The sequence below is a fragment of the Bradyrhizobium genosp. L genome (assembly GCF_015624485.1).
Lineage (GTDB): Bacteria > Pseudomonadota > Alphaproteobacteria > Rhizobiales > Xanthobacteraceae > Bradyrhizobium.
In genome coordinates this window covers 521,219-534,945 of record NZ_CP061378.1, presented here as the reverse complement: position 1 = coordinate 534,945, position 13,727 = coordinate 521,219, and the positions used below count along the sequence as shown (strand labels likewise).

The window sequence follows — 13,727 nt, the reverse complement described above, 5'->3', positions numbered from 1 at the left end:
TCACTGTGAAGCGACCCTCCCCCTCCAGGGGAGGGCAAGTGTTACGGCTTTTTCGGATCGAACTTCTTCTCGAGGCCCTTCCAGCAATCCGAGTAATCGTCCTGCAAGGTCGACGACGTCGCTGCGTGCTGCGTCACCCGTTGCGGGAAGCGCGTCTCGAACATGAAGGCCATCGTTCCTGTCAGCTTCACCGGCTTCAGCTCGCTGTTGCTGGCGTGCTCGAAGGCTTCGCGGTCGGGGCCGTGCGGCAGCATGCAATTGTGGAGCGAGATGCCGCCGGGCACAAAACCCTGCGGCTTGGCGTCGTAGACACCGTAGATCAGGCCCATGAACTCACTCATGATGTTCATGTGATACCACGGCGGACGGAAGGTGTTGTCGGCCACCAGCCAGCGCTCCGGAAAGATCACGAAGTCGATATTCGCGGTGCCCGCAGTCTCCGACGGCGAGGTCAGCACCGTGAAGATCGAGGGATCGGGATGATCGAAGGCGATCGCGCCGACCGGCGAGAAGGTCCGCAGATCGTATTTGTAGGGCGCATAATTGCCATGCCAGGCCACCACGTCGATCGGCGAATGGGCGAGCTCAGTCTTGAACAGCGCGCCGCCCCATTTGACGTAGAGCTCGGTCGGCGTGTCCTTGTCCTCGTAAGCAGCCACCGGCGTCAGGAAGTCGCGCGAATTGGCCAGGCAATTGGCGCCGATCGGGCCGCGCTCCGGCAGCGTGAAGGCGCCGCCATAGTTTTCGCAGATATAGCCGCGGGCAGGACCGGCGGGAATCTCGACCCGGAATTTGACGCCGCGCGGGATCACCACGATCTCGCCGGGCTCGGCGTCGATGCGGCCGAACTCGGTGACGAAGCGCAGATTGCCCTGCTGCGGCACGAACATCATCTCGCCGTCGGCATTGTAGAAATGCTGGTCCACCATCGATTTGGTGATGAGATAGACATGCGCTGCCATGCCGGCCTGCGTGTTGGCATCGCCGGCCGTGGTCATGGTCTGCACGCCCTGCAGGAAGGTCATGTCCTCTTTCGGGATCGGCGCAGGGTCCCAGCGCAGTTGCGCGATCGGCATATCGTATTCGTGGCAGGGCGCGGTGCGCCACAGCCCGGCGTCGGCCTTGGTGAAACGGCCTGAGTGCCGTACCGAGGGACGGATGCGGTACAGCCAGGAACGCTCATTGGTGCCGCGCGGCGCCGTGAACGGCGAGCCGGAGAGCTGCTCGGCATAGAGCCCATAGGCACAGCGCTGCGGCGAGTTGCGGCCCATCGGCAGCGCGCCGGGCAGCGCCTCGGTCTCAAAGCTGTTGCCGAAGCCGGACATGTAGCCCGGCGTCACCTGTCCGGTGCTGCGAACCAGTTGGTCAGGCGAGGTGTTGATGTTCACGACTATCCTCCTCCTTGCAGCGCGGCCCACATCTCCTGGTCGCGCTTGTCGGTCCAGATCACGGGGTCGTCGATGCCGGACGCCTCGTCATAGGCGCGCGAGACGTTGAACGGCAGGCAGTGCTCGTAGATCGCAAAGCTCGCAAATTTCGGATCCATCACCTCGCGTGTCGCAGCCATCGATTCCTTCAGGCTGCGGCCCTTGGCGACCGAGGTCTCCGCCGCGCCATAGAGCGAGGTGACGAAATCCCGGGTCATCGCGATCGCATCGCGCGTGGTGGCGAGGCCGGTCAGCGCGTCGCCGCGGCCCGGCGCGATCGCCTTCGGATTGAAGGCGCGGATTTCATTCAGCGTCATCGGCCATTCGCGCAAATGCGCATCGCCGCAATAGCAGGCCGAATGGTATTCGATCAGATCACCCGAGAACATCACCTCGGCATCCGGCACCCAGGCGACGATGTCGCCGGAGGTGTGGCCGGCGCCGAGCTGCATCAGCCGCACCTCGCGCTTGCCGAGGTAGATCGACATCTCGCCCTCGAAGGTCAGCGTCGGCCAGGTCAGGCCGGGAATGCTGGCGGCGTCCTGGAACAGGCGCGGGAAGCGGCCGTACTCGGAATCCCAATCCTGCTGGCCCCGCTCCTCGATCAGGCGGTAGGTTTCCTGCGAGGCGACGATGCCCTGCGCATGATAGGCCGAGGCGCCGAGCACGCGGACCGCGTGATAATGCGATAGCACGACATATTTGATCGGCTTGTCGGTGACGGTCTGCACCCGCTCGATCACCTTATTCGCCATCGCCGGCGTCGCCTGCGCGTCGAACACCAGGCAGCCGTCCTCGCCGACGATCACGGCGGTGTTGGGATCGCCCTCGGCGGTGAAGGCGTAGAGATCGGTGCCGATCTCGGAGAAGGTGACCTTCTTTTCCGAGAGATCGGTGGTCGAGGCGAAACCTTTGGCCATCAGTTCAATCCTGTCTGTCGCTATTGTTGTTGCTGTTGTTGCTGCTGGCTCGCATCCAGCATCCGCCGCTTCGCCAGCGCGATCGCTTCATGCAGCACCGCGATGTCGCCGATATGATTGGCAAGCACGAGCACGAGCGCGGCATCGAGGTCGGCGCTCTGCGCTTCGGTGAGGCCGCGATGCGCCTCGACGATGGCGCGGAAGGCGTCATCGGGTTTGGCAAAATTTGAGCTGGTCGAGAGCGTCATGATCGATACCTCAGCTCACGCCTGATGCGCGCGCCAGCGCCGCATCGATCGCCGGCCGCTGCGCTTTACGAAAGCGCGCCGCGACATAGCCGTCCGGCCGCAGCAGATAGGCGGTGCCGGGCTCGGCGTCGTATCGCTTGCCGGCAAGACCCTGTGCGTCGACCAGGCCATCGTTGCCGCCGACGCGGATGCTCCCGACACCGTCGGGAACATCGGCCGCCGCGCCATTACAAAACTCCAGCAGCGTGAAGCGCGTTCCCTGCTTGATGAAAGCCTCGGTCAGATATGTCGGGCAGCCATCCCGTTCCGTCACCGGTGCATCCAGCATCGAGGCGCCCGGCCGCGGGCCGCCGCGCCATTGGTCGCGATCCCCGCTCGACAGCGGCGTCTCATACACCGAAGGCACCGACAACCGACCGCCATTGACCATGCGCTTGCCGAACTCGGTCTCCTTGGCAAGCGAGAGCACCGCCTCGCGTAGCCGCGCCTCCTGCCGCGTCACCGGCGCCATGAAATTGGTCGAGCGGGTCGATTCGCGGATGTTCTCATCCGCCGCAGCGCTGCGCTCGACGTGATAGCTCTCCAGCAAGCCTTCGGGAGATACCCGGCGCAGCACGCGATCGAGCTTCCAAGCCAGGTTTTCGGCATCCTCGAGCCCGGAATTGGCGCCCCGCGCGCCGAATGGCGACACCTGGTGAGCGGAATCGCCGGCAAACACCACGCGGCCGTGGATGAATTTGGCCATCCGCCGGCACTGGAACTTGTACAGCGAGATCCATTCGAATTCGAACTTGTCATGGCCGAGCATGCGGGCGATCCGCGGCCGCACGTTTTCCGGCTGCCGCTCCGCCACGGGATCGGCATCCGGGTTGAGCTGCAAGTCGATGCGCCAGACGTCGTCCGGCTGCTTGTGCAGCAGCGCCGAGCGCCCGGCATGGAACGGCGGATCGAACCAGAACCAGCGCTCGGTCGGGAACGCCGCGGTCATCTTGACGTCGGCGATCAGGAACTGGTCCTCGAACACCTGGCCTGAAAACTCCGCGCCAACCATCTGCCGCAGCGACGAGCGGGCGCCGTCGCAGGCGACCACGAAGCTCGCATGCAACTGGTAGGAGCCCTCGGGCGTTGCGATGGTCAGCGCCACGCCATCATTGCGGCTGTCCAGCGCGATCACCTTGTTACGCCAGCGCAGATCGATGTCAGGCAATTGCCCGATGCGATCAACCAGATAGGCTTCCGCGTAGAACTGCTGCAAATTGATGAAAGCGGGCCGCTTGTGACCCTCCTCGGGCAGCAGATTGAACTGGTAGAGTTGCGAGGCGCCGTGAAATATTTTGCCGACGCTCCACACCACGCCCTTGTCGACCATGCGGTCGCCGACGCCGAGACGGTCCCAGAATTCCAGCGAACGTTTCGAGAAACAGATCGCGCGCGAGCCCTCACCGATGCGGTCGGCATCGTCGAGCAGAACGACGCGCTGGCCGCGCTGCGCCAGATCGATCGCAAGCGACAGCCCCACGGGACCTGCGCCGACCACCACGACCGGATGCTCCGCGACGTTGCCGCCGCTCCGGTCCTGGTCGGGATGGCGGCGATAGCCGAACTGGGTTTTGGCCTGTGCCGTGCCGGCGTCTGCCATGATGCGACCCTGATTGCGTGACCCTGGATGTTCCCTCGAGGCGCCGGCCCTTTTGGCTCCGGTCCCGCATGACAAGCTTGCGGCCGGACGGCGACCTTGCTAAATTAGTCTCACTTGCAACTATCTAAACTCCCCCGCGGGCTCGCCGTCAACTCAAATTGGAGAGATTCTTGGCAAGGACCTCAGCTAGCCAGCCTCCGATCCGGCCGCGCCCGGTGGACGCCGACCTGCGCGACGATGTCGCTGCACGGAAGAAGCGCCTCGATCTCTTTCACTTCGTGCCGTTCCGCCTCAATCGGCTGGCGGCCGAGGTCTCGTCGGCGCTGTCGAGCGAATATCAGGCGCGCTACGGCCTCGACATTCCGGAATGGCGCGTGCTCGCGACGCTGGGTTTTCGCGCCGATCCCTGCAGCGCGCAATATATCGCGCACTGCACCCGCACCCATAAGTCCACCATCAGCCGCGCGGTCTCGGCGCTGATGGAACGCGACATCGTCGAGCGCGTCGAGAACGCGGACGACCGCCGCGAATTCCGCCTGCAACTGACGAAGCAGGGCCGCACGCTCTACGAAGAGCTGATCCCGCGCCTGCTGCGCAAGGAGCAGGAAATCCTGTCCTGCCTCTCCGCCCAGGAGCGCCGCGATCTCGGCCGCCTGCTCGGCAAGGTCGAGAAGAGCCTCGAGCTGGTGCAGACCAGCGAAGAAGCCGACGCGAAGGACGCGTATTAGGTCCAACCGTCGTCCCGGCGAAAGCCGGGACCATAGCCACAGGATTGCGTTGTTGACGCAAGCAGGGGCCCAGCGTCGGACAACAATTCACATTCGTGGTTATGGGTCCCGGGTCAAGCCCGGGACGACAGAGAGTTTGTGGCGCGCTACCCGCGCAATAGCGGCTACTTCGCGAACGACCGCGACGGCGCCAGATGCAGTGCGAACGCGTCGACCTTGTCGCTGGCGCGGGGATAGATCTCGCTCACGATCGGATCGTGGCCGGGGATGAAGCGATCCGGATGGCCGGCGAGCCGCTCGACGGTTTCCCAGCCATGCGCCATGTCGCCGACATTGTAGACGATCGGAAACGGGCTGCGCTTGTGCAGGTTGGCGTAGTAATGCGCGGCGTCGGAGGCAAGAACGACGGGGCCGCGCGCGGTCTCGACCCGTACCACCTGCAGGCCGTCGGAATGACCGCCGACCCGATGCACGGTGACGCCGGGCGCGATCTCACCGTCGCCGGAATGGAAGGTGACGCGCTCGCCATAGACATGGCGCACCATCTGCGTGACATGCTCGATGGAGAACGGATGGCGCAGCATGCCGTTGCACATGCAGCGGCCGGTCGCGTAGCTCATCTCGCGTTCCTGCAGATGGAAGCGGGCATTCGGGAAGCGATCGAGATTGCCGGCGTGGTCATAATGCAGATGGGTGACGATGACGTCGCGGATCGCATCGGCACTGACGCCGAAGCCTTCAAGCGCATCGACCGGGTTGAGCGTCAGCTTGCGGGCGCGCGCCTTCGCTTCCTCGGCGTTGAAGCCGGTGTCGACCAGGATGTCGCGGCCATGGCCGCGAACCAGCCAGACGAAATAATCGAGGTCCTGCGCGGTGGTATCGTGCGGATCGGGCACCAGGAAGTTCAGATGAGGGGTGCGGGGCGACATCGTCGCATAGCGCAGCGCATAGATCTCGTAGGCGTTTCCCATCGGTTTCGCTCTTTTGTTTGGGTGGATTGCCGTCCCCACACAGCAAGCCATCGCGACGCGCAAAGGTCAAACCGCGCGGCCCAATGACAAACACACGTCAGGGCCGCGACATCTGCTGTGAGAGGCGGGTCACATTAGCCGCCGCCCGGAACCCGTAACCATGGACGAGGTCGGCCGCGGCGGGCCGGAATTGTCCGGTTGCACCGCACGGCCGCAAAATAGTCTGTCGCAATTTGCGATGCCGGCGCAGGCGGTTGACGGAGGTTTGGCGGTGGTTTGATAATGGGTTTTCCCTAGAGTAAGGTCGCCGAGGCGCGGGCTGGAATCGGCGCCATTTCTTTTGCAATGCCGCGATCTGGATTGCCGCGCTTATGAAAATCCGCCTTGCCTTGCTTGCCACGCTGATTTTTTCGATCGCGTCGCCGGTCTCCTCCTACGCGGCCGGTGAGCGCTTCGCGCTGGTCATCGGCAACGCCAAATATCCCGACGCCGACGCGCCACTGAAGGAGCCGATCAACGACGCCCGCGACGTCGCCGACGAGCTCAAGCGCGACGGCTTCACCGTCGAGGTCGGCGAGAACCTGACCGGCGACGGCATGCGGCGCGCCTTCGACAAGCTCTATGGCAAGATCAAGCCGGGCGCGGTCGCGCTGATCTTCTACTCGGGCTACGGCATCCAGTCGAACCGGCAGAGCTACATGATCCCGGTCGACGCGCAGATCTGGGCCGAGGCGGATGTCCGCCGTGACGGCTTCAGCCTGGAAACCGTGCTCGGCGAGATCAACAGCCGCGGCGCCGGCGTCAAGATCGCCCTGATCGACGCTTCCAGGCGCAACCCGTTCGAGCGCCGCTTCCGCAGCTTCTCGGCGGGGCTTGCCCCGGTGATCGCGCCGAACGGAACGCTGGTGATGTACTCGGCCGCGCTGTCGTCGGTGGTGTCAGACAATGGCAGCGACCACAGCCTGTTCGTGCGCGAGCTTCTGAAGGAGATCCGCACCCCCGACCTGATGGCGGAGGAGACGCTGAACCGCACCCGCGTCGGTGTCACCCGCGCCTCGCGCCAGGAACAGGTGCCGTGGATTTCGTCGTCGCTGGCTGAGGACTTTTCCTTCATCCCGGGCGGCGCACCGCGGCCGACCAACGCGCCCGGCGATGTTGCGGTGGCGCCGCCCGCCTCGCCCGCGCCTTCCCCGCCGGTCCCGCCTCCGCCGGCTCCGCCAACCCAGGCGACGCCGGCCAAACCCACGCCGGCCCCGCCCCCGCCAGCCCCGAAGCCGACGCCGCCCGGCCCGGTCGCGACGGCCCCGACCCCACCGCCGGCCCCGCCCGCACCGCCGCCAAAGGGTCCCGAGATCACTCTGCCGCCGCCGTCACCCGTGCCGCCGGTGGTGATCCAGCCTGCGCCCGCTCCGGGCAATCCGCCCGCGCTGGCCGACGACCAGACCATCAAGGGACTGAATGACAAGCTGGAAAAAAATCCGGACGATGCGGCAGCGCTGTACCGCCGCGGCCAGGTCTATGCCAGCAAGGGCTTCTACGACCTCGCGGTGAAGGACTTCACCAACTCGCTGCGGGTGAACCCGAAGGATGTCGAGGCCTATAACAACCGCTGCTGGGTCCGTACCGTGCTCGGCGACCTGCAGGGGGCGCTGAAAGACTGCAACGAGGCGCTGCGGCTGCGCCCGAATTTCGTCGACGCGCTCGACAGCCGCGGGCTGATGAACCTGAAGAGCGGCCAGAACAAGAACGCCATCGCCGATTTCGACGCCGCGCTGAAGATCAACCCGCGATTGACGTCGTCGTTGTACGGACGGGGTCTCGCCAAGAAGCGCAACGGCGCGGCCGCGGAAGGCGATCTCGACATCGCCAATGCCAAGGCGATGGACCCCAACATCGTGAAGGAGTTCACGGACTACGGCGTGCAGTGATCAACTGTCGCCGGTCCGCGGTGGAACTCGAACCCTGGGCCGTATTGCGAGACTAATCAGCAGGGTGTGCGCCGGCCTCGGTTGCCGGCCATCGATTTGAGCAGTGATTGAAGCGCGCAAGGACACGCGCAGGAGGGACCGATATGATCAAGCCGTCAGCCCGTCAGGCCGTCATCCTGTCGATCGCAACCATCGGCGCCGCATTTTCGCTCGGCATCTCGGCCGCGCGCGCCGGCGATAACGTCAGCGAGCAGCAGATCCTCAGGGCCCTGACGCCCGACAAGAAACCGGTGACCCGCGGCCTGTCGGTCGGCCCGCAGACCCCGGCGCCCGGGCTGAACGCCGATCAGGCCAAGTTCGTGCAAAGCGTCCGCGGCCGCGCCACCCGCTCGCTCTCGTCCAACGAGCGCGAGGAGATCGCGACCATCGTGCAGGACAAGCCGAAGATCGATCTCGAAATCAACTTCAACTACAACTCCGCCGATATCCGCGACGAATCCATGCCCTCGGTGCAGGCGCTCGGCCGCGCCCTGACCAACCCGGATCTGAAGGGCTCGACCTTCGTGGTGGCCGGCCACACCGATGCGGCCGGCGGCGAGGACTACAATCAGGGCCTGTCGGAACGCCGTGCCGACGCCATCAAGCGCTACCTCGTGAACAATTACGGCATCAACGGCACCGATCTCGTCACCGTCGGCTACGGCAAGAGCAAGCTGAAGGACCCGAGCCAGCCGCTGTCGGAAGTGAACCGCCGCGTCCAGGTCGTGAACATGGAAGACAAGGCCACCACGGCCGCCAAATGATGCGCGAGCGAAGGCCGTGGCGCGCCGGGTTTGTTTGAGGTTACAATGCGTTCCGCGCCCCGGCGGGACGCATTTGCTTGCCGGCCGAACCCCAAAAGCAGCGCCAGAGTGACCCGCCGCACATGACGTCAGAGCATGATCCGGAACAATGACGGCCCTCACATGCTCAAAGCAGCAAGATGGCGGAATGAGATTTCGATGAAGGCTGATGACGTGCCAAGCTCTGGATCGATCCGGCGATGAATGTGTCCCAGTACCTCAAGCCCGCGCTCGGAGCAGTCGGCCTGGTCGTCCTCGGCGTCGCCTATTACGCCTTCGAGCACCGTTCCCATCCCGAGGAAAAGGAGACGCCGGGCGAAGCGCTGGTGGTGGTGACGAAATCCACCAATGCCTGCTTCTCCGACATGGTCCGTGTCACCGGCTTCATCGTGCCGCGCCGCGAGGCGCAGGTGAATGTCGACCAGGAGGGCTCCAAGGTCACCGAGGTCCTGGTCCACGAGGGCGACACCGTCACCGAGAACCAGGAGCTGGCGCGGCTGACCCCGCCGCCGCAGCAGGCAGCCCAAGCCAATGCCAAGCCGGTTTCGCTGCGCGCGCCGGCTGCCGGCCTCGTCACCGAGGTGCGCACCGCCGCCGGCGCACCGGCCTCGCCGCAGGCGCCGCCGATGTTCAAGATCTCGATCGGCAACGAGATCGAGCTCGACGCCGAGGTGCCGGGGTTCCAGCTCCTCAAGCTCAATCCCGGCGCCACAGTGCGGATCAGCCGCGACGATGCGCCCGACATGGTCGGCAAGGTTCGCCTGATCTCGCCGCAGATCGATCGCGCCACCCAGCTCGGTCATGTCCGCATCACGCTCAACAACAATCCGACGCTCAAGGTCGGCATGTTCGCGCGCGCCAATATCGATGCCAAGCGCTCCTGCGGCGTCGCCGTGCCGCGCACCGCGATCGACCGCCTGACCTTGCAGGTCGTGAAGGGCAACACGGTCGAGACCCGCCGGGTGCGCGTCGGGCTGACCTCGGACACCTCGACTGAAATCCTTGAAGGCCTCGATGTCGGCGAAATCGTCGTGGCCGATGCTGGCACCTCGCTGCATGACGGCGACCAGATCAAGACCATGTTCGCCGACGAACTCGACCGCACTCGGTCACGGTAATCGGGCACGCGCATGGCATTGAACATCTCGGCATGGTCGATCCGGAACCCGCTTCCCTCGATCGTTTTCTCGATCATCCTGCTCGCGCTCGGCTGGATCTCCTTCACCAAGCTCGCGGTGACGCGGCTGCCGAGCGCCGACATCCCGGTGATCTCGGTCGCGGTCTCGCAGTTCGGCGCGGCCCCGTCCGAGCTTGAATCGCAGGTCACCAAGACGATCGAGGACGGCGTGTCGGGCGTCGAGGGCGTGCGCCACATCTCCTCCTCGATCACCGACGGCGTATCGGTCACCACCATCCAGTTCGCGCTGGAGACCAACACCGACCGCGCGCTCAACGACGTCAAGGACGCGGTGACGCGCGTGCGCGCCAATCTGCCGCAGAACGTCACCGAGCCGCTGATCCAGCGCGTCGACGTGATCGGCCTGCCGATCGTCACCTATGCCGCGATCTCGCCCGGCAAGACGCCGGAGCAGCTGTCCTATTTCGTCGACGACGTGGTCAAGCGCGCGTTGCAGGGCGTGCGCGGCGTCGCCCAGGTCGAGCGCATCGGCGGTGTCGAGCGCGAGATCCTGGTCTCGCTCGATCCCGACAAGCTGTCGGCGATGGGGCTGACCGCGGTCAATGTCAGCCAGATCCTGCGCGGCACCAATGTCGACGTCGCCGGCGGCCGCGCCGAGATCGGCAAGAACGACCAGGCGATCCGCACCTTGGCCGGCGCCAAGACGCTGAACGAGCTCGCCGGCACCATGATCCCGCTGTTCGGCGGCGGCGAGGTGCGGCTCGACGATCTCGGCACCGTCACCGACACCATCGCCGACCGCCGCACCTTCGCCCGTTTCAACGGCGAGCCGGTGGTGGCGCTGGGCATCAAGCGTTCCAAGGGCGCCAGTGACGTGGTGGTCGCGGCCGCCGTGCAGAAGCGCATCGAGGCGCTGAAGGCCGCCTATCCCGACGTCGACCTCAAGCTGATCGACACCTCGGTCGAATTCACCAAGGGCAATTACGAGGCGGCGATCTCGACCTTGTTCGAGGGCGCGATCCTCGCCGTCATCATCGTGCTGCTGTTCCTGCGCGACATCCGCGCCACGATCATTGCCGCGGTCTCGCTGCCGCTGTCGATCTTCCCGGCGTTCTGGGCGATGGACATCCTCGGCTTCTCGCTCAACCTGGTGTCCTTCCTCGCCATCACGCTGTCGACCGGCATCCTGGTCGACGATGCCATCGTCGAGATCGAGAACATCGTGCGCCACATGAACATGGGCAAGACGCCCTATCGTGCGGCGCTCGAAGCGGCCGACGAGATCGGCCTCGCCGTGATCGCGATCTCGCTCACGATCATCGCGATCTTCGCGCCGGCGAGCTTCATGTCCGGGATCGCAGGCCAGTTCTTCAAGCAATTCGGCATCACGGTGTCGGTGCAGGTGTTCTTCTCGCTGCTTGCGGCGCGCTTCGTCACGCCGATGCTGGCGGCCTATTTCCTCAAGCATCATTCGCATGCGGAGCCGCCACCCGGGCGCATCCTGCGCGGCTACCACAGCCTCGTCACCTGGTCGGTGAAGCATCATTACATCACCGTGCTGATCGGCTTTGCGATCTTTGCGGCCTCGATCTGGAGCATCACACTGCTGCCGCAGGGCTTCCTGCCGGCGCAGGACACCGCACGCTCGCTGCTGGCGATGGAGCTGCCGCCCGGCTCGCAGCTCGCCTACACCGAGAAGGTCACCGAGGAGATCGTGGCACGCCTGCGCAAGCGGCCCGAGGTGCGCAGCGTGTTCGTCGACGGCGGCCGCGTGCCGCCGGGCATCGTGGAGGTGCGCCGCGCCGCGCTGATCGTCAATTACACGCCGAAGGCCGATCGCAAGATCACCCAGCGCGAGCTCGAGCTCTCGATCAGCAAGGAACTCGAGAACGTCCCCGACATCCGCTACTGGTTCCTCGACGAGAACGGCCTGCGCGCGATCTCGCTCGTGGTCACCGGCGTCGACAGCAACATCGTCAACAACGTCGCCAGCGAGCTCGCGACGCAGATGAAGCAGCGTGTCCCGATCATCGCCAACGTGATCTCGGAGACCTCGCTCGACCGGCCCGAGCTGCGCATCCGGCCGCGGGCCGAGCTTGCCGCGCGGCTCGGCGTCTCCACCGAAAGCCTGTCGCAGACCATCCGCGTCGCCACCATCGGCGACGTCGGCCCGGCGCTGGCGAAATTCGACGCCGGCGAGCGCCAGGTGCCGATCCGCGTCCAGCTCGAGGACTCTGCCCGCAGCGACCTGCAGATGCTGGAGCAATTGCGCGTGCCGCTCGGCCAGCGCGGCGAACGCGGCGGCGTGCCGCTGTCGGTCGTTGCCGACATCCAGCTCGACCAGGGCCCGACCAGCATCAACCGTTACGACCGCGAGCGGCAGGCCACCGTCGCCGCCGACCTGGTCGGCACCGCCGCGCTCGGCGACGCCACCAAGCAGATCTACGATTTGCCGGTCATGAAGAGCCTGCCAAAGGGCGTGAAGGTGTCACCGTCCGGCGATGCCGAGAGCCTTGCCGAACTGTCCGACGGCTTCGCCACCGCGATCACCGCCGGCCTGATGATGGTCTACGCGGTGCTGGTGCTGCTGTTCGGCACCTTCCTGCAGCCGATCACCATCCTGTTCTCGCTGCCGCTCTCGATCGGCGGTGCGATCGGCGCGCTGCTGTTGACCGGCAAGCAGCTCACCACGCCGGTGTGGATCGGCATCCTGATGCTAATGGGCATCGTCACCAAGAACGCCATCATGCTGGTGGAATTCGCCATCGAGGCGATCCGCGACGGCAAGACCCGCGAGGACGCGATGATCGACGCCGGCATGAAGCGCGCGCGGCCGATCGTGATGACCACGATCGCGATGGTCGCCGGCATGATGCCGTCCGCGCTCGCCTTCGGCGCCGGCGGCGAATTCCGCTCGCCGATGGCGCTGGCGGTGATCGGCGGCCTGATCTTCTCGACCGTGCTGTCGCTGGTGTTCGTGCCGGCGATGTTCATGGTGATGGACGACATCGGCAGCCTGATCTGGCGCGTCGGCAAGCGGCTCGTGGTCTCGCATGCCGATCACGAGCTGGCCCCGAACGACGAGGCGCCGTCGTCCAAGCGACCACCCGGACCGCCGCCAGGCACGATGTCGCCCGCGGCGGAGTGATACGCGGCGCTGGAAATGCGACCCAATGAGGCTTATTTTGATTGCATGACCTTTGCGCGCATCACCATCGACCCGGCAATTTGCACCGGCAAGCCCTGCATCCGCGGACTGCGATTCCCGGTGGCGCGTCTGCTCGGACTGCTCGCCGCCGGTGAAACCCGCGAAACGATCCTGGCGGGCTATCCCTATTTGGAAGCCGAGGATATCGACGAGGCGCTGCGATACGCAGCATTCCTCGTTGACGACGAGACGGTCGAACTGCTTCCTGCAGTCCCCGCGAAGTGAAATTCCTCATCGATATGCCGCTGCCGCCAGCTACCGCGACCTGGCTGGCCAAACGCGGTCACGACGCCGTTCACGCCATCGATCTGGGACTGCAACGCGCGCCTGACAGCGACATCATGGATCGCGCCAAACGTGAGGCGAGGACTATCATCACGGCCGACCTCGACTATCCTCAATTGCTCGCAACCGCGCGCGCCACCGAGCCAAGCCTCATCCTGTTCCGACGCGGCGACTGGACTCTCGCCGAGGTCTGCAAGCGATTGGGCGATATCCTTGCGCAGCTCAGCGATGACGATATTGTTGAAAGCATCATTGTCGTCGACCGCGACCACCTTCGCAGAAGGCGCTTGCCCATCGGGCCTTGACCGAGACGATCCCACCTCACGCGCCTGGAATCAAAACCCCTGCGGTCAACGGGATGACCGCAGGGGTTTGCAGGGTGGATGGCGTGAG

12 protein-coding genes are annotated in these 13,727 nt (G+C 65.3%); 7 read left to right on the top strand and 5 right to left on the bottom strand.

Going from position 1 to position 13,727, the window contains the following annotated elements; all coding sequences use genetic code 11:
* Window positions 1-41: 41 nt before the first annotated feature.
* From hmgA to IC762_RS02475, 4 genes are read right to left on the bottom strand one after another with little or no spacing between them, the layout of a single operon-like run.
* Complete coding sequence (gene hmgA / locus IC762_RS02490; protein WP_195787083.1) at window positions 42-1,388, bottom strand: homogentisate 1,2-dioxygenase; 1,347 nt, start codon at window positions 1,386-1,388, stop codon at window positions 42-44.
* A 2-nt stretch (window positions 1,389-1,390) separates the two neighbouring features.
* Window positions 1,391-2,347, bottom strand: a complete 957-nt coding sequence (locus tag IC762_RS02485) for an MBL fold metallo-hydrolase (RefSeq protein ID WP_195787082.1) — start codon at window positions 2,345-2,347, stop codon at window positions 1,391-1,393.
* A gap of 20 nt (window positions 2,348-2,367) precedes the next feature.
* A complete protein-coding gene (locus tag IC762_RS02480; RefSeq protein WP_195787081.1) occupies window positions 2,368-2,595 on the bottom strand; it encodes a DUF2783 domain-containing protein in 228 nt (75 codons plus the stop codon).
* A gap of 10 nt (window positions 2,596-2,605) precedes the next feature.
* Window positions 2,606-4,234 (bottom strand): FAD-dependent oxidoreductase, encoded by a 1,629-nt coding sequence (locus IC762_RS02475; RefSeq protein ID WP_195787080.1) that lies wholly within the window; start codon window positions 4,232-4,234, stop codon window positions 2,606-2,608.
* 170 nt (window positions 4,235-4,404) lie between these two features.
* Between IC762_RS02475 and IC762_RS02470 the strand changes: the two genes are divergently transcribed.
* Window positions 4,405-4,962 (top strand): MarR family winged helix-turn-helix transcriptional regulator, encoded by a 558-nt coding sequence (locus tag IC762_RS02470; RefSeq protein WP_433995870.1) that lies wholly within the window; start codon window positions 4,405-4,407, stop codon window positions 4,960-4,962.
* A gap of 164 nt (window positions 4,963-5,126) precedes the next feature.
* Here the strand turns inward: IC762_RS02470 and IC762_RS02465 are convergent, their stop codons facing one another.
* The gene (locus IC762_RS02465; protein WP_195787079.1) at window positions 5,127-5,933 is read right to left on the bottom strand and encodes an N-acyl homoserine lactonase family protein; all 807 of its coding nucleotides are present in this window, start codon (window positions 5,931-5,933) and stop codon (window positions 5,127-5,129) included.
* Between the two features lie 371 nt (window positions 5,934-6,304).
* On the opposite strand from IC762_RS02465, the gene IC762_RS02460 reads away from it, so the two are divergent.
* The 6 genes from IC762_RS02460 to IC762_RS02435 all read left to right on the top strand — a co-directional run bounded on the left by IC762_RS02460 (window position 6,305) and on the right by IC762_RS02435 (window position 13,639).
* Window positions 6,305-7,861 carry a caspase family protein gene (locus IC762_RS02460; RefSeq protein WP_195787078.1) on the top strand — a complete coding sequence of 519 codons (1,557 nt, stop codon included), beginning with the start codon at window positions 6,305-6,307 and terminating at the stop codon, window positions 7,859-7,861.
* Window positions 7,862-8,004: 143 nt separating this feature from the next.
* A complete protein-coding gene (locus tag IC762_RS02455; RefSeq protein WP_195787077.1) occupies window positions 8,005-8,664 on the top strand; it encodes an OmpA family protein in 660 nt (219 codons plus the stop codon).
* Window positions 8,665-8,903: 239 nt separating this feature from the next.
* Entirely contained in the window at window positions 8,904-9,821 is a 918-nt protein-coding gene (locus tag IC762_RS02450) for an efflux RND transporter periplasmic adaptor subunit (protein WP_195787076.1), read from the top strand.
* A gap of 12 nt (window positions 9,822-9,833) precedes the next feature.
* Window positions 9,834-12,989: an efflux RND transporter permease subunit gene (locus IC762_RS02445; protein WP_195787075.1), complete on the top strand. Its 3,156-nt coding sequence runs from the start codon at window positions 9,834-9,836 to the stop codon at window positions 12,987-12,989.
* A gap of 45 nt (window positions 12,990-13,034) precedes the next feature.
* The gene (locus tag IC762_RS02440; RefSeq protein WP_195787074.1) at window positions 13,035-13,274 is read left to right on the top strand and encodes a DUF433 domain-containing protein; all 240 of its coding nucleotides are present in this window, start codon (window positions 13,035-13,037) and stop codon (window positions 13,272-13,274) included.
* Window positions 13,271-13,639, top strand: a complete 369-nt coding sequence (locus IC762_RS02435) for a DUF5615 family PIN-like protein (RefSeq protein WP_195787073.1) — start codon at window positions 13,271-13,273, stop codon at window positions 13,637-13,639. Before IC762_RS02440 ends, IC762_RS02435 begins: the two co-directional genes overlap by 4 nt.
* The last annotated feature ends 88 nt before the right edge of the window (window positions 13,640-13,727 follow it).